General features: G+C 33.7%; 6 protein-coding genes and 1 pseudogene. 2 read left to right on the top strand and 5 right to left on the bottom strand.

Annotated features, from left to right (window positions below):
* Nucleotide 1 precedes the first annotated feature (1 nt).
* From ACGK9U_RS05740 to ACGK9U_RS05730, 3 genes are read right to left on the bottom strand one after another with little or no spacing between them, the layout of a single operon-like run.
* A complete protein-coding gene (locus ACGK9U_RS05740; RefSeq protein WP_394465410.1) occupies nt 2–2,377 on the bottom strand; it encodes a glycoside hydrolase family 3 N-terminal domain-containing protein in 2,376 nt (791 codons plus the stop codon).
* Between the two features lie 29 nt (nt 2,378–2,406).
* On the bottom strand, nt 2,407–4,095 hold the full coding sequence (locus ACGK9U_RS05735; protein ID WP_394465409.1) for a RagB/SusD family nutrient uptake outer membrane protein: 1,689 nt from the start codon (nt 4,093–4,095) through the stop codon (nt 2,407–2,409).
* Nucleotides 4,096–4,107: 12 nt separating this feature from the next.
* Entirely contained in the window at nt 4,108–7,308 is a 3,201-nt protein-coding gene (locus tag ACGK9U_RS05730; protein ID WP_394465408.1) for a SusC/RagA family TonB-linked outer membrane protein, read from the bottom strand.
* A 304-nt stretch (nt 7,309–7,612) separates the two neighbouring features.
* On the opposite strand from ACGK9U_RS05730, the gene ACGK9U_RS05725 reads away from it, so the two are divergent.
* Together ACGK9U_RS05725 and ACGK9U_RS05720 are read left to right on the top strand one after the other, a co-directional pair.
* Nucleotides 7,613–9,085: a sulfatase gene (locus tag ACGK9U_RS05725; RefSeq protein ID WP_394465407.1), complete on the top strand. Its 1,473-nt coding sequence runs from the start codon at nt 7,613–7,615 to the stop codon at nt 9,083–9,085.
* 225 nt (nt 9,086–9,310) lie between these two features.
* Nucleotides 9,311–11,794, top strand: a complete 2,484-nt coding sequence (locus tag ACGK9U_RS05720) for a T9SS type A sorting domain-containing protein (RefSeq protein WP_394465406.1) — start codon at nt 9,311–9,313, stop codon at nt 11,792–11,794.
* 85 nt (nt 11,795–11,879) lie between these two features.
* Here ACGK9U_RS05720 and ACGK9U_RS05715 read toward each other — a convergent pair.
* Both ACGK9U_RS05715 and ACGK9U_RS05710 read right to left on the bottom strand, forming a co-directional pair.
* Nucleotides 11,880–13,520 (bottom strand): annotated as a pseudogene (locus ACGK9U_RS05715) (arylsulfatase).
* Between the two features lie 169 nt (nt 13,521–13,689).
* Nucleotides 13,690–17,595, bottom strand: a complete 3,906-nt coding sequence (locus ACGK9U_RS05710; RefSeq protein ID WP_394465405.1) for a two-component regulator propeller domain-containing protein — start codon at nt 17,593–17,595, stop codon at nt 13,690–13,692.
* Between the last annotated feature and the right edge of the window lie 431 nt (nt 17,596–18,026).

The following is an 18,026-nucleotide window of genomic DNA, read 5'->3' as shown; positions in this document are numbered from 1 at the left end:
GTTATTTTTCTAAATTAATTAATTCTGAAACACTTAAAGTGGTATTTTTTAAGTCTTTATCTGCTGAAGAGTCACCTGTCATGATTGTAAAGTCTCCAGGTTCAACTACAAAATTATAGTCGCGGTCGTACATAGCTAAACTTTCGGCATTAATATCCAATGAAACGGTTTTGGTTTCACCAGGATTTAAGCTAACTCGTTTATAGGCTTTTAATTCTTTTACAGGTCTTGTATACGAACTGATATTATCTCTTATATACATTTGAACCACTTCATCTCCAGCTACTTTTCCTGTATTGGTAACTTGTACATTTACGGATATTTTATCATCTTTTCCAGCAAAAGTGGTTTTCGATAATGTTGGTTCAGAAAAACTAAACGTTGTATAGCTTAAACCATAACCAAATGGGTGTAAAGGCACTTTTTTCTCGGTATTGTATTTATGAATATAAGCAGTTGGTTTGTGGTTGTAAACCATTTGCAATTGCCCCACACTACGAGGAATGGTTAACGGTAATTTTCCTGATGGGTTTACTTGACCGAATAATATTTCAGCTGTAGCTTGACCAGAGAAGGCACCACTTTCCCATGTATTTACAATGGCAGAAGCGCGTTCTTCTAAAGTTGGTTCAGCTATGGGACTACCACTTACATAAACAACAATTACAGGTTTACCTAAATCTAAAATTTTGTTAGCTAACTTCATTTGGTTCCCTGATAATTTTAAAGTAGCCCTATCAATATTTTCACCAGTCGTTTTACGCGACCAATCGTGACGGAATGAGTTTTCACCCAAAACCAAAACGCATATATCTGCTTGTTTTGCTTTTTGTGCAGCTGTGGCAATATTGGCATCGGTGATTTCTTTAGAACGGTCTCCTGAATCAAAATAATTAACTTTATAACCATTGGCTTCTCCAATTTGGGTGATGCCTTCAACCATAGTTACCACGTTTTCTTCAGGTTGTGGTGATACCCAATCACCCAAAGTCGTTTGATTGTTTGCATTCGGACCCGTGATGAAAATTGTTTTTCCTTGACCTTTATCAGATAGTGGTAAGGTGCCGTTTTTGTTGGTCTGTAAAACAATAGCCTTACGCGCTTGTTCTAAGGCATTTTGTTGATGTGCTTTAGAAAAGTTTACCGTTTTTGCCTTTTTTATATCTACATAAGGATTTTCAAAAAGTCCCATTTTGAATTTGGCTTCTAAAATTTTGCTACAAGCGAAATTAACACGCGACTCATCAACTTTTCCTTCTTTAACCAGTTCTACTAAAAGCTTATCAAAAACAGGCCCGTGCATGTTCATATCCATACCTGCATTTACGGAAAACTCGATAGATTGTTTAAAATCTTTCGCCACATGGTGCCAAAGAGCAATTCGTGATACATCGTTCCAATCGCTTACATAAAAACCTTTAAAGCCCCAACGCTCGCGCATTAAATCATTCATCATAAATTTGTCCATATGACCTGGCATCCCTGCTACCTCGTTATGTGCAGCCATGATGGAGAACACGTTCGCTTCTTGTACGGCACGACGGTAAGGCGGTAAGAATATTTCAAATAAAGTTCTTTCAGACACATCGGTTGGTGATGCGTTTAACCCATTTATAGAAGAACTTCCCGCTATTAAATGTTTAGCACATGCAATAACGTTTTCTGTTCCTGTGAAATCATCAGATTGTAATCCTTTTATGGTTGCAATCCCCATGTTTCCAACAAGGTAAGGGTCTTCGCCATAGGTTTCACCAGTACGTCCCCAACGTGGGTCGCGTAATACATCAATGTTTGGTGTGAACGACCAATGCATCCCGTTCGCCCTCATTTCTAATGCTGTTTGACGACTTCCTTCCATAATCAAAGCATCATCAAAAGTGGCTGCTTGCGAAATAGGTGAGGGGTAAATGGTTGAACCACTTACCAAACCATTTCCATGAATGGCATCGATACCAATTAATAATGGAATTTTTAATGGCGATTTTAATGCTAAGCCTTGAAGGTAATTAGCTTCTTCTGGAGTAACAACATGAAGAAATGAGCCAATTTTTCCAGCTGCGGCAAGTCTTCCAACACTATCACTATGAACACCAGGGTAGAAGCCTAAGGCATCATTTTTATCTAATTCTTCTTCTGAAATTTTAGATTCAGCCGCCCTCATATGCTCTAATCCTACATATTGACACATTTGATAGACTTTGTCTTCCAAGGTCATGCGTGACATTAAATCATCTATTCTGTCAGAAATGGATGCAGAGGCATCTAAATACAGTGGGTTATCGTTGTTTGAAGCTGCTTGTTCTCTGTTTTTACATGCAAACAACGCTAAAGTAGATAATGCTAATACAACAATGGCTTTACGCTTAATTTTCTTCATGTTTTTACTTTTATTTACTTTATATTTCTTTAGTTGGAAATTAAATTATTTCCAGATATTTCACTTAGTGGTATTGGTAAAGTCATTTCTTTTTCAACATTACCTAAAATGAAATCACCTGAATTACCGCCTGTTGAATTGTAAAAAACTACAGCGGCATTATGGTGGTCTACTTGTTTTTGAAGATAGTTAATACCTCTTCTTCTTACATCATACCATTCGTAGCCTTCACCACAAAGTTCATATTCACGCTCTTTCATAATGCGTTCTCTAAAAACTTCTTTGGTAGGTACACTTGTAGCATTCCAATCAGCTGGTTGTATGGTTGTTCCGGTAGCAGTAGTTCTTGCTCTTAGTAATACTTTATTAACATATTGATAAGCTGATGCAGGGCCATTTATTTCATTTTCTACTTCAGCACGTCTTAATAAAATATCCGCATATCTCATAATAATATGGTTTGTTGCCTGTGTTGTGCTATTGTAAGTTTGGTCTGGATATTTGTTTAAAAATGCTCTTGCAAAATTACTGTTTCCAGATTGTCTAGGAAAAAGGTTTCTAATGCTACCGTTATTTGTTCTAGTGTAAGAATTGTAAATGTATGTAGCATCTATTCTTGGATCTGCAACAGCAGGATTTAAAGTAATGATGGCTGCATTATTACCAGCAGGGATAAAATTCTGTCCGGTATAATCTAAACCTGAATATTGAATGATATGATCACTAAACATTTCTTTGTTTGGTTTGATACGGCTAAAAGCTTGTGCTCCAGCAGGTATGGTTGGGCCATCTTGTAGGGATACATCTCTTAGTAGCGCGCTTGTTCTTGCAGCCCCAGTATTGCCATATTGTAGTTCGAGAATAGATTCTGATGTGTTTTCGTTTCCTTCCTCCCAAAGTTGTGCATAAGTTTGAGTCAAACTATAGCCACCAAGATTTATAACAATATCTAACTGATCTTTAGCCTCAACCCAAAAATTAGTACTGTTTACTTCGGTTAATTTACTTTCGTCAATATAGTTTGGATCTGCTTGTTCTCTTCCAGCTAACCACATATAGGCATCGGCCATATAGGCGTTTGCCGCATATTTAATTGGGCGACCTACTAAGTATTCTCCTCTGTTTGGTAATAATTGAGACGCTAATTTAAAATCTTTGAACACTTGGTTAAATACATCTTCTTTAGGGCTTTTCGCTATATTTAATGTTTCTGTTGAAGTAGGCGTAATTCGTAAAGGTACTTCTCCAAAAAACCTAACCATATTGTAGTAGGTTAAACCTCTTAAAAAGTAGGCTTGACCAAGTGCTGTATCTCTATTAGGTAATTCTGTGTTTTCAACATTTGCTATTAATGAATTAATAGTATTTACTGTTTGGTACATGCCGGCCCAAAGCTTATCTAAATTATCATTAGTATTTTGAGTTGCAAAACCAGTAGCGTCATTATTACTTCCTTGATTGGAATGAAATTTCCCTGAATGTGGCCATATTAATAAATGAAATCTTGCCCCATAGTAGTCGAAGGCTTGTAAATCGTAGTACATACCATTAACGGCAGTTTCTAAACCTTGTGGCGTTGAGAAAACTTGACCTTGTGTAAATTGGTTTTTAGGCTCATCGGTTAGTGCGTCATCAAAAAGGTCTTCAAGGGTGTCTTTACATCCAAAAGACGTGCTTAATACAGCGATTAGTAATAAAATTGATTTTATATTTTTCATTGCTTAGTATTTTTAAAATGTAACATTTAGTCCAACTGATACTGTTTTTTGATTTGGGAAAGATCCCCAATCAATTCCTAGTCTTAAAGGGTCATTAGCGAAGCTATTTACCTCTGGGTCAAAACCACTATACTTTGTAAATAGCAGTAAATTTTGACCAGACAAGGTGATTTGAGCATTATCTATACCTTTTATACGGTCTACAGGAATGTTATAGGCTAAGTTAATGTAACTTAAACGTAAAAAACTACCATCTTCTACAATGCGATCAGAAAACTCACTTGCGTAATCTATTCCAAAACCACCTGTACCCACTCTAGGATAATTACCATTAGGGTTACTTACGGGATCAAACGCATCAAGATAAGCGTCTCTACTTACGTTTTTGGTACTGTTATCTGCATAGGCAGTTTCCATTAGGTTACCATTGGCAATATCATTTCCTTGGGTACCATTAAAAAGCAAGCTTAGTGAAAAGTTTTTGTATGCAATAGTTGTTCCAAACCCGTACGTGAAGTCAGGATTTGGGTTACCTATTATTGTACGGTCTTCGTTGTCAATATTTCCATCACCGTTTTGGTCTACATAGCGTACATCGCCAACAGCTAAATCTACACCTCCGTATTTTAAATTACCATCATCAGCGGTACCAATAATGCCATCAATTCCAGCAGTAATTAGTTCATCAGCGGTACGTATAATGCCATTAGTTTGAAAACCATAAAACAAGCCTATTTCTTTACCTTCTACAAAAATATTTGCAGCTTGTTTAAAATCATTACCTCCAGAAACTTGACGTCCTAAAAAGGCAACGACATTGCCTAATGCACCTTGGTTTGTTGGATCTAAGCCTAATTTGGTGATTTTGTTACGATTTACAGACACGTTTCCAAATAAACTCCATGTAAAATCTTTTGATTGGATCACATCTGTACTTACAGCAAATTCAATTCCTCTATTTATTAATGTACCTTGGTTGGCAAAGAAACTTCTAAAGCCTGCACTAGGTCCTAAAGGAATGTCTATTAATAAATCGTTACTGGTTTTTTCATAAACATCAACAGTGGCTGTAAATCTATCATTAAATAACCCAAAATCTATACCAGCATTATACTGTTCCTGGGCTTCCCATTTTAAATCTGTATTAGCTAAGTTTGCAGGTGTTACTGCTATTAAGTTATTAGCTGAACCTAATGATAAAAATGCATTTGTTTTATCATAAGGCTGTAAAAATTGGTAAGAACTTATACTTTGGTTACCTACTTGTCCATATCCTAAGCGGAATTTTAAATCGGAAAATAAATTTTGCTTTTTCATGAAAGGTTCTTCAATGGCTTTCCAAGCAAATGAAGCAGCAGGGAAATATCCCCAACGATTTCCTTTTGCAAAGCGGCTTGAGCCATCTGCTCTAAAAGTTGCAGTAAATAAATATCTGTTCATTAATACATAATTCATACGCCCAATGAACGAATAGATTGTTGGATATTGGCTATCTAAATCTAATGGGGTGACGTTTTCAGCAAATTCTATACCATCCGCTCTTAATACATGGTTGAAAAAACCTGAACCAGTTGTACTTGTTGTTTGTATTTTAAGTTTGTCTATTAAGTAACCAACAGTTCCATCAATACGGTGATTTTTGTTGAATCTCTTTTTAAACATTAACGTATTATCTATATTGTATCTAAATCGATCTAAGGTGTATCTGCTAGCTTCCCCATTTGATTGTGCACCTCTTAGGATGGAGTTTCCAAACCATGTAGTTCTTAGTTTAGTTCTATAATCGGCACCAAAAAGCAAACGATACGTAAACACATCAGATAACTTGTAATCGAAGTTGAATTTACCAAGAATACGGTTTTCTTTAGATAAATCATCGAAATCCAACACCCACGCTCTAGGACCATCAATAACAGTATCAACATCATCCGATTGATTATTGTCTGCAAAATTTACAATAGGAGCTGCTAAAATTACTTGACGTACCATACTGTGGTTAGAACCACCAAAACCGTCGGTTCCTCGAGATGCTACTAAATCAATAATCGATCCTGATGTTTTTATGTTTAGCTTAAGTCTTTTACTTAAATCCTGATTAAGGTTAATATTGAAATCTATTTGCTCTGCTTTAGCTCTTGGGAATGTACCTTGATTACTAGTAAAAGCACCTGATATGTAATAATTACCAGTATCAGATCCACCAGAAATAGACATTCTGTGTTTTGTTACTAAAGATGTTCTATAAGTGTCATCTGCCCAATTAATTCCTTCCACGGGTGTTAATTGTGTATCGTTATAGCTTACGGATCCATTACTATTTATTACATAAGGTAAAGCATTTGATGACGCCCCTAAAGCCGCTCTCATATCATTTTGGTAGTTGGCGTATTCTAAAGTGTTAAGAACTTCAGTATTGCGAGTTACCCTACCAACACTAGTTTGTGTAGTGAAATTAAACTTTGCTTTACCTTGCTGGCCTTTTTTTGTAGTTATAATGACAACACCATTTGCTCCTCTAGAACCATAAATGGCAGTTGCGGAGGCATCTTTTAATATTTGAATGTCTTCAATGTCATTAGGGTTTATAGCAGAAATTGCATTTTGAGGCGATAAATAAGATCCTGTTGTACTGGTTGAGCTTCCAACATCCTCTGTAGCAGAATCAACGATAATACCATCTATCACATAGATAGGCTCTGTACTGCCAGTTAAACTACCAGCTCCTCTAATTTTAATAGCATTTGTAGCTCCAGGCTCTGCGCCATTAGCACTAACTTGTACGCCAGCAGCTCGTCCTTGTATTAAAGTTTCAATACCTTTTGCCTGTTGTGCTGCTGTAACGGTTGGTTTAATACTTGAAATTGAACCAGTCACATCTCTTTTTTCTACAGCGCCATAACCAATAACGACAACTTCATCAAGTTGTGTTTGGTTTTCTTTTAGAACGATTGTTAGGTTGTTTTGATTTGTAATAACAAGTTCTTGGGATGCATATCCTATGTAGCTTACTACTAATGTGGTTGGTGTACTCCTAACAGTTATTGTAAATTTTCCGTCAAAATCTGTTATTTGACCATTAGTGGTTCCTTTTTCAAGAATGGAAGCTCCGGGTAAAAGAAGGCTTGAGCCATCTGTTATAGTTCCATTTATCACTTTTTGTGCTGTTATAGCAAGTGGTAAAATGAAAAGGAAAATAAAAACGTATTTTTTCATAATGTATAATAGTTTAGTTGATGCTAAATTATTTTATTAGTTTGGTTTTGGGGTAATAGTATATGTCATAAAAGGTTTAAAAATTGTCAACCACTTAAAAAATAAGAAGTTGTAAGTGTAATAACCTTAATTAATATAAGAAAATTCTTTGTTTATATAGTGTTTTTGATAAGTTTATAAAGATTGAGGCGTATTAAAAATTTATATGTTTGATTATTTTTAAACCTATTTTAATATATAATGCACCTCAAGAATGGTATGTAGAATTATATTTACCAAAATGTAAAATATTATTTGTACTAAAATGAAATCTATTTTAAAATTAAATTTAGTTGCTTTTTTTAGCGTGTTATTACTTTCGTGTCATTTTAAGGAAGAGAAAGTATCTAATTTAAATAAGCCTAATGTTTTATTTTTATATATGGACGATTTACGTCCTGAATTGGCATGTTATGGCAAAACACAACTCATATCACCTAATATAGATGATTTGGCATCTCATGGTATAATATTTGATAATGCGTATTGCAATGTGCCTGTTTGTGGTGCTTCTCGAGCTAGCATGCTAACAGGAATGCTTCCAACAAAAAGTAGATTTTTAAACTATAATTCATTTGTAGAGCAAGAAACGCCAAATGCTGTAACACTTCCACAGCTTTTTAAAAATAATGGATACATTACTATTTCAAATGGGAAAGTATATCACCATTTAGATGATAGAGAAACGGATTGGGACGAAGTTTGGCGTCCCTATGCTTTTGATAAAAATGATAAAGGTTTGGCTCCTACAGACTATTGGCAGTCGCTATGGCGTGATTATCAATTACCAGAAAATATAAAATTATATAAAGAAACAGGAACAGGGCCTGCTTATGAAAAAGCCGATGTAAACGATTCCATATATATTGATGGTCTAATGGCCCAAAAAGTTATTAGAGATTTGAAAAAACTAAAACAAAAAAAGCAACCATTTTTTTTAACCGCTGGATTTATTGCTAACCACCTTCCTTTTAACGCACCCAAAAAGTATTGGGATTTATATCCAACTGAAAGTATTAAACAACCATATAATAATTTTATTCCTAAAAATGCACCTTCACAATCGGTATGTGGTTCTCCTGAGTTAAGGCAATATGCTTTTATCCCCAATGAAGGGCAAGTAACTGATAGTGTGGCCAAAGAGCTTATCCATGGATATTATGCCACTGTAAGTTATGTAGATGCATTGATAGGTGAAATTTTAACCACCCTAAGAACACTTGAGTTAGATAAAAATACTATTGTAATTTTAGTATCAGATCATGGTTATAATTTGCAAGAACATACCGAGTGGGCTAAATTTACTAACCATCGTACCTCGGCTAAAGTTCCATTGCTAATTAATTTACCTAATAATAAAGCCAAAAACAAAACAACTGATGCTTTGGTAGAGTTGGTAGATATTTACCCAACGCTTGCCGATTTGTGTAATTTAAAAATTCCTGAAAACCAATTAGATGGCAAGAGTTTGGTTTCAATTATAGACAATCCAAGTTTAAAAGGAAAGGAGTCTGTTTTAATTAAAAGACTAAATGGTTATACTATAAAAACCTCAAAATATGCTTACACCGAGTATATTAATGAAAAAAACAATACGGTAATGCAAAAGATGCTTTTTGACCATGTACAAGATCCAGATGAGAACACAAATGTAGCAAACGAACCAGAGTATGCCCATATAGTCAAAATGCTAAGCAATACACTTCGCAATCAGTATGGTAAGAATATGAACGATTAAGGCTTACAAACTTATATCCATATTTCGTGTAGTAGGCAAAGAGTTTCTATTGCTTGAAGCCCAGTTTAAGAGTATTGCTCATATTGTTATTTTTTAATAAAAAAATTAACTATTTAGCAATTTTAGATATTGATTATTATCAAACCAATAATGACAATATTTATACCGTTGTTTTTTGTTTTAATTTTAGCTTAGGCCTTACTAAACTATAAACTAATTAAAGCAATGAAAAAACTAATTACCCTGTTTGTTGCGGGATTGTTATCTCCAATGTTTTATGCACAAACTACAACTGTTACAAAACAAAACACACTCATTAAGTCAAATCATAATTTTGGGTTGACTAACCCTGTAGTTAATGAAGGTAGCCCTATGACTTATAACCCATCAGAAGTTGATACAAAAGGGGCTGCGTTTAGTATCAATTACACAAATCAAGGAGGAACCAGTTTTGATGGTTACCCAAGCGGCACTGTTGGAGGATTTAAGGCAGGTGGTACTTATTACTCTGGTAATGTAAATGCTTGTGGAATGCCAGTGCAAATAAGCAATTTAACCAATGCTTTAAGAATTAACTGGAAAACCTCGCAAGCCAATGCAGATGATCTAGACGATAAATGGTGGGCTACCATTAATGTAATTTTTGATAGTGGTGACAGAGATTCCATACCAAATCCTGAAGCACGCGATTACGATTTGGTAATCCAGAATGTAAGTTATGAACAGGATGATTTATCAGACTTTATAAATCCAGGAGGCAGGTATTGGTATTTTGCCAGAGAAACCCCAGGTGGTGCCATAAAACCTTTTACAATTTATTTAAATGGTGATGCTTACAGTTTTGCGGTACGTTATAAGTTTTTTGATTATCCGTCAGAACATCCAGATTATGATAAGAATGATAAAGTACATATCAAATTTATTCCTATGGATAATAGTACCCCTATTCCGTATTTAGACCATTCTTTAAAGCAGTTTATTGACTGTACCGTAAATTATTTAGATTATTTACCGTTAAATACAGATGAAAGAATTTTGGCAGACGAAAAAGTGGCTGAGAGCACCTTATGGATTAAATCCATATCGGCGGGTTATGAGGTGTACGAAGGCGCTTCAACATTAGCAAACGATTTCTTTTATACAACCATAGACACTACAGCTCCTGTAGCTTTAACCAATTTAATAGTTACAGAACAATTAGGAGAAGCTGTTTTAACTTGGGAGGCTTCAACAGATGTAGCGTTTGATAGTTATTCGGTATATCGTTCAGACAATGGAGGAACGTATAACTTAATAGCTTCAGAAGTGAGAGAAAATAATTATACCGATGCAACTATTAGTACAGGTATTTACAATTATTATGTAACAGCTACCGATCGTTCGTTTAATGAATCGGCGCCTTCTAATATTCAAGTTTTAGATTTGGGTGGAGCTACTCCAAATGCACCAACTGATGTTTTAGCTGTAAGTAATAGTTGTACCTCAGTTGATTTGACTTGGACAGACAATTCAGATAATGAAGATGGGTTTAATATTTTGCAGAGTACAAATGGAGGTAATTATACTTTAGTACAAGCATTAGAAGCTAATATACAAAGTTTTAGTATTACTAATTTATCCGAAAGCACTTCTTATACCTTTATAGTAAATGCAGTAAATACCTATGGAACGTCTGATGATGTTACATCCAATGTAATTTCAACAAATGCATGCCCCGTTTATTACAGCTTAATTGTAAATGCTATAAATGGATTGGTATCTCCTAGTAACGGTTCGTATCTTGAAGGGTCTAACATTAGTTTACATGCCACACCCAATGCAGGTTATGAATTTAGTCATTGGTCTGGTGATGCTACGGGCTCCGATAATCCCCTGTCATTACTTATGAACGGTAATAAGGTAGTTACCGCTAATTTTACAGAAATACCAACCAATAGTACTACAACAATATCAGTTGTTGAGGATTCCCATGTAAGAGCAGGCGCATATAAAAATGACAATTTTGGATCTTTTAATAGTGTTCAAATTAAACAAAGCAATGTAAATGACGAAACAAGAATTGGCTATTTAAAGTTTAACTTAAGCGGTGTTAGTAATATTATTTCGGCAGTACTAAGAGTAAACAATACAGGTGGAAATGGGAGTGTGGATGTAAAAACAGTATCGGCTGATAATTGGTCTGAAAGTTCTATAAAGTGGAATGGAAGACCTTCAGAAGGAAATGTAATAGGAACTTATAATTTTAATGGCTTAGGTACTTACGATATAGATGTTACAAGCTATGTTGTGGCTGAATCTCAAGGAAATGGTATAGCTAGTTTTGTGTTAAAAGGATTAACTTCTGATTATATAACTATTTCAAGTAAAGAAGGAGGAGTTGGAGCTTCATTAATCATAGAATATAATAATGGTGGTTCACAAAAAATTTCAAAAAGTAAATTACAAGCAACTCAAGTTGACAGTGAATTGAGTACTAATAAAACTGTATTATATCCTAATCCGGTAAAGTCGGTGTTAAATATTAATATGGAAAATGCCGATATTGAAAAAGGTACCATAGAAATTTTTGACAGCATTGGAAAGTTGGTAAAAAAAGTAGCTGTTACAAGTGCTAGAATGAATATGAATTTAGATTTACCAACAGGCATGTATTTAGTGAAAATTCAAAACAAAGGAGTTATTGAGGTAAAAAGAATTGTTAAGCAATAAAAAGCGTATGAAGAACTAGTTTAATTATGTTGGCACAACATGCAATAAAAAATGGGGTTTTTAAAGCCCCATTTTTTATTTAATACTATTTAGAAAGTTTAACTCCTGTTGGATCTTCTATTTTTTTATCCCACGACCTACCATCCAAAGGATAAACATTGGAGCGTTTTGCCCAAGCATCCCATTTATCATCTAATTTTTTAATTATCTCAGGATGTTTTAAAGCTAAATCATTGCTCTCAGACCTATCTTCACTTAAGTTGTATAACTCCCAGCTTTTGTAGTACGGAAATTTATTAGCATTATTTAATGCCACTAGTTTCCAATCACCATCTCTAATGGCTCTTGCACCAACATGTTCGAAGAATAGCGTTCTATCATGCTGTTTTGTAGAATTGAAACTGTAAACAAGACTTTCTCCTTCAAAAGGTGTAATTTCATTACCCTTAAAATTTTTTGGGTATTCTGCTTTAGCAAGTTCTATAATGGTTGGCATAAAATCGATGACGTGCCCTGTTTGCTTAATTAGTTTCCCCTTTTCTTTAATGCCATTGGGCCAGTGAATAATTAAAGGTGTAGAAATGCCGCCTTCATGTTCCCATTTTTTATAATTCTTAAAAGGTGTGTTGCTAACATTTGCCCATGGTTTTCCATAGCTTTCAAATGATTTTTCACTGCCTAAATCTTCTAATTTTTCAATTTTTATTCTAGATATGGGCTGTAAACAGCCACCATTATCTGAAACGAACATAATAACTGTATTATCTAGTTGTTTATGTTTTTTTAATGTTGAAATAATTCTTCCCAAACCTTGATCCATACAATCTATTTGAGCCGCATAAATAGCCATGCGTTTATCCATTTCAATTTTTTGCTCCTCTGTTAAGCTATTCCAATCGGGGATGTCGGAATCTTTCTCTGAAAGCTTAGTGTTTTTGGAAATGATCCCTAGTGTTTTTAATTTTTCAAATCAAGTTTTACGCAGTTCATCCCAGCCATTCATATATTTCCCTTCATATTTTTTAATGTCCTCAGGTTTGGCATGGATGGGCCAATGGGGTGCAATATGTGCAACATAAAGGAAAAATGGATTGTTTTTTGTGTTAAAATGGGTTTCCATAAAACCTACAGATGCATCATTAACAGCATCAGTAAAATAGTAATTATTTTCTGGTTGAATATGAGTGTTACCATTGTAAAGGTTTACAGGATTAAAATAATCAGATTCTCCTTTTAAAATCCCATAAAAGCCATCAAAACCTCGCTGTAAAGGCCAGTTATGTTTGGGACTATCTTGCTCGCAATGGTCATCTTTGTTTACATGCCATTTTCCTGAGATGTATGTTGAGTAACCCGCTTTTTGAAGAACTTCGCCTATGGTTACATTTTTATTATTTAATTCGGCTATGTAACCAGGTTGTTGTAAGTCTACTTTGGTCATCCAGCCCAAACCTGTTTGATGTGGATATAAACCAGTAAGCAAAGAAGCTCTTGTTGGGCAACATCTGGAGGTATTATAAAATTGAGTATATCTAATGCCATTATTAGCTAAATTGTCTAGATTAGGGGTGTTAATTTCACTTCCATAACAGCCAATATCCGAATATCCTAAATCGTCTGCCAATATTAAAATAATATTTGGGCGTTGACTTTTTTTGTTACTGCTAGTAGTTTTAAACTCACTAGAGTTGTGTTGTTTTTGGGTTAAATTACACGAGCATATCATTATAAATGATGCTACTAAAACAGGTTTTAATTTTAAATAGTACATTATTAGTTTTTGTACTAAATTATTTAATAAATTTTTTTTCTAGGGTTAAAAAGCATCTAAAATAGTTAACTAATTGTCTGTGCTTTAAATTTTATAGCTGTGTAACGTTTTAAAAATACCATGGTTATTGTTTTTTTAAACTTTCTAAAAAGCCACTAGGCGTCATATCGTAGAATTTTTTGAAAGAAGTGCTAAAATATTTAGGATTTGAAAAACCAGAACGGTAAGCAACTTCTTTAATACTGCATTCTCCTTCTATAAGAAGTTTTTTGGCGTATTTTAACTTGGTGTGAATGATGAAATCTTGAGGAGATAAATCGACTAAATTTTTAAGTTTCATGTAAAGCGACGTTCTACTCATACTAAAACTACTTGATAAATCGTGTACTGAAAACGATTCATTCTCTATATTTTCAATAACGGTATTTTCAAGATTTTGCATAAACTCTTGGTCGTTTTTATTTCTAAATAATGAGGCGTTGTCAGCTTCATTGTCATGAATGTATTTTTCACGAAGTTTTTGTTGCCATTTTAGGGTATTAATCATTTTAGCCAGTAAAAACTTAATGTCTATGGGTTTTTCAATATATTCTGCAATACCGGTTTCTATACTTTCCAGTTTTTGTGCCGAGTTTTGCAATACCGTAAGCATAAATACGGGAATGTGGTTTAGATTAATATCGTCTTTTATTATTTTAGACATTTGCATACCATCCATTTCAGGCATGATGAGGTCGGTTAATATAAGATCTGGATATATTTGAGATGCTATTTCTAAACCTTCTTTACCGTTACTAGCTTCAAATATTTGAAAATAGACACTTAAGGTGTTTACTAAAATATCGCGTAACTCATCATTATCTTCTACAATTAAAATTTTACTATCGCTAAAAGCATCAATTTCAGATTGGTCTTCAATATGATTATCCATATTGCTTAGGGTTGCTTCTTTTGAAGATAATTGTTTGTCATATTCAGACTTCAAGTTTTTTAATAAGATAGTGAATGTGGTCCCTTTATTTTCTTCACTTAAAAAATCGATAGAGCTCCCTGTTTTTTCAAGAAGTTTTTTTACCATCATAAGTCCTAAACCTGTACCCGGACGTTGGCTATTAATGGCATTTCTTGCCCTGAAATAGCGTTTTAATATGAATTTTTGTTGGTCTTTTGGTATTCCTAAACCTTCATCAATAATCTCAATTTTCAATTGATTCGTTGGGGTTTCGTATAGATTTAGATATATTTTTCCGTTTTCAAAGGAATACTTAATGGCATTTGAAATGAGGTTTAAAAGAACTTTATCGAAAACATCTTTGTCAAAATAAAAATCACTTTCATTTAAATTAGAGTTTAAAATAATTTCTAAGTTTCTTTCTTGGGTTAATGGTCTGAAATTATTGATGCGTTTTCTTAGATGATGTTCAACATCAATTTTAGAAACGTCTATGGAAAGATTGTCTTCAGAAGTTACTTTTTGAAAATTAAGCATTTGTTCAAAAAGTGAGTTGATGCGTTTTACGGTGGTTTTTATTCTTTTTTTAGAGTCTTCACCGGTTCCTGCATTTTCAGTAACATTATCTAATGATGATAATAAAATGGTTAATGGTGTTTTAATTTCGTGGGTTATATTATTGAAAAAATCGATTTGCTCATCGGCGTTTTTCTTTTTTACGATAACGCTCGTAAAATGAATAATGGCATAGATAATGCCAAGTAGAGCCAATATATATACAACATAGGCTCTGTTTGTTGCCCACCATGGTGGAAGTATTTTTATGCTTAATTGTCTTTCCTCACCAGGCTCTAAATATTTATTATAAGCTCTAACTTTAAATGTGTAATCTCCTGGACTTAGGTTTGTATAAGTTGCAAAATTATTGAGGCTAGGGGCAGACCATTGTTCGTTAAAACCTTCTAATTTATACGAATATTTAGTTTTGGAGGCAGAGCTGTAGAGCACACCTGTAAAGCCAATTTCAATGGAATTTTCGTTGTGTTTTAAAACAATGGATTTTGTTTCATTTATATGTTTGAATAATGGTTTCTCATCTGGTTTAACTGCTTTATTGAAAAGTTTAAAGGCATCAAAAACCAATTTTGGTTTATAACTATCGCCTTTAATATTTTTTGGATTAAAAAGTGTTACGCCATTAACACCGCCAAAAGCATATAAACTATCGCTTAGTTTGCTGTAGCTGCCATAATTGTATTCAGTACTTGGCAATCCATCTTTTCTATCAAAAACATTAATAATCGTGTCTGTATTTTTTGTTACAATGTTTACCAACCCTTTTGTGGTACTTGCCCATATATTTGTGTCTGAAGTAGCAATAATGCCCTGCACAATATCAGATGGCATGCCAGAATTTATGGTTAGTTTTTTTATGCTTTGGCTTTTTGGGTTGTAGAACACAACGCCTTCACCATTGGTTGCAAAAATAAAATCGCCTTTTGAAGTTTCTATTACAGAATTAATGGTAGAGTATGCTAATTTGTTTTTGTCTGGTTTAAGGGCTTCAATAAGTTCGAAATTTTTTGTTGTGTCATCAATTTTATAAACCCCGTAACGACCAACCGTTAAAATATGACCAGAACTTGATTGGTAAATTGATTTTATTTGTTGAATTGGGTAAGTTTCAACTTTATTTTTTATGTTGATTTTTGCCAAATTGCCTTCCATCCCGCCAGCCCAAATATTATTGTTTTTATCTCTAAAAATTGTATATACTTTTTTGGGCAGATTGGTATTTGATGCATTATAATGAACACAATTGTAATTGTTAATGTTCATTTTTAAGAGACCATTGTTGTAGCTTCCAATCCACATGTACTCATCTTGGGGCTCTAATGCCAATACAATATCTTCAGAAGGTATCTTTGAATTGGTTAAATTATCAATATGTTTCCATTGGTTTGTTTTGGTATTCCAAATGCTAACACCTTTTTTCGTTCCAAACCATATATTGCCATTTGTGTCTTTGGCAATAGATCTTGTAAAATTGGCAACAATACTGTTTTTATCGTTAAGTCTATGCTGTATTTTTTGAAACGGAAACCCGTTAGAATCAAAATAGTTAATGCCTCCGCCATAAGTGGCTATCCATAAAATGTTTTCATTGCCTGATGCAATGTCATAAACACCATTACTAGATAAAGAATTTTCGTTGTTAGCATCTTCTTTATATTGGTTTAATATTGAAAATGAATTGTTTAAACGAAATAACCCATCACCATCTGTAGCAAGATAAATGGTATTGTCATCTTTTTTTATGATGTCCGTTATGGGGTTTGTTATTTTTATACCTAAATTTAAAACAGTACTCTTTGTGAGGTTATTATCAACTTTATATAATTCACCCGCTTTGGTGCCAATTATAAAATAGTTGTTAATTTGACCTATAAAACTAATGCTATTTAGTTTTGAAATTAGTTGGATTTCATTATATATGTCTGTTTCTATATCATATACAAAAAGGCCTTTAGAAGTACCAAATAGGATTTTGTTTTCGTATGTATAAATAGCTTGAATGTTTTGGCTGGTGATAACTCTATCCAGTTTTTTAGTGGTGTCTTTTGCAGAAACCTTCCAAAGTCCGTTAAAACCTCCAACCCAAATATTGTTGGCTTCGTCCTCCGTAATACAAGTTATTAAAGAAGGGTTTATATCTCCTTTTGAAGGGAATATTTCAAAAGTATCAAAGTTTTCATTGTACTTACAAACGCCTTTTTCCAATCCTATCCATACCTGTTGTTTACTATCAATAAAAATTTCAGATACCCTGTTGTTCAATTCTTCAGGCAGCCCATTATACGTGTTGTAGATTTGATAGAATTTAGAGTTGTGTTTTAAAACCCCTTCCTCAGATGCTATCCATAAATTACCGGCTTTATCCTGTTCAATTGCATACGTAATGCTTTGAGTGGAGACATTTTCTCCAGCTAATTGCTGAAACTCAATATTGTTTTGAGAAAAAATAATCTGAAAACTTAAGAAAAGGCTAATTATTAATATGTAGGCTTTAGTATTCAATCTGTATAAATGTTACATTAGAATTAGTTGTAAAGTTAAAAGTAATTAAAATAATATTTATCTGCTCCGATTTATTTTAGAGTTGTAAAATTTTCAGGTGATCATAATTAGGATTCATGTTGTTTATAGGTTACTGAGGACTTACTATATTAGACTGGACAAAAGTTGTATAAATTAACTTTGAATCATGAAAAAAAAGAAACAGAATATTACATCACATCATTTAAACAAAAGGCAGTAGAATTAAGCTATGCCTGTGGTCATGTTAAACAATTTTGTAAAGAACTGGATATTCCTTAGTCCTTACTGCATCGCTGACGACGAGAATCGCAAGATTACAGCAAGAACAGTTTTTCAGTTAGAGGGGGCAAAATTGACAGATGGGAAAAAAGAAATAATATTACTAAAGAAGTAATTAAAGGATGGATTTG

This window comes from Mariniflexile sp. HNIBRBA6329 (genome assembly GCF_043558645.1).
GTDB lineage: Bacteria > Bacteroidota > Bacteroidia > Flavobacteriales > Flavobacteriaceae > Mariniflexile.
This window is presented reverse-complemented; position numbering and strand designations above follow the sequence as displayed.

Coding starts and splice junctions, on each gene's coding strand:
- ACGK9U_RS05740 (WP_394465410.1), bottom strand. CDS start 2,377: ATGAAGAAAATTAAGCGTAAAGCCATTGTTGTATTAGCATTATCTACT.
- ACGK9U_RS05720 (WP_394465406.1), top strand. CDS start 9,311: ATGAAAAAACTAATTACCCTGTTTGTTGCGGGATTGTTATCTCCAATG.
- ACGK9U_RS05730 (WP_394465408.1), bottom strand. CDS start 7,308: ATGAAAAAATACGTTTTTATTTTCCTTTTCATTTTACCACTTGCTATA.
- ACGK9U_RS05735 (WP_394465409.1), bottom strand. CDS start 4,095: ATGAAAAATATAAAATCAATTTTATTACTAATCGCTGTATTAAGCACG.
- ACGK9U_RS05725 (WP_394465407.1), top strand. CDS start 7,613: ATGAAATCTATTTTAAAATTAAATTTAGTTGCTTTTTTTAGCGTGTTA.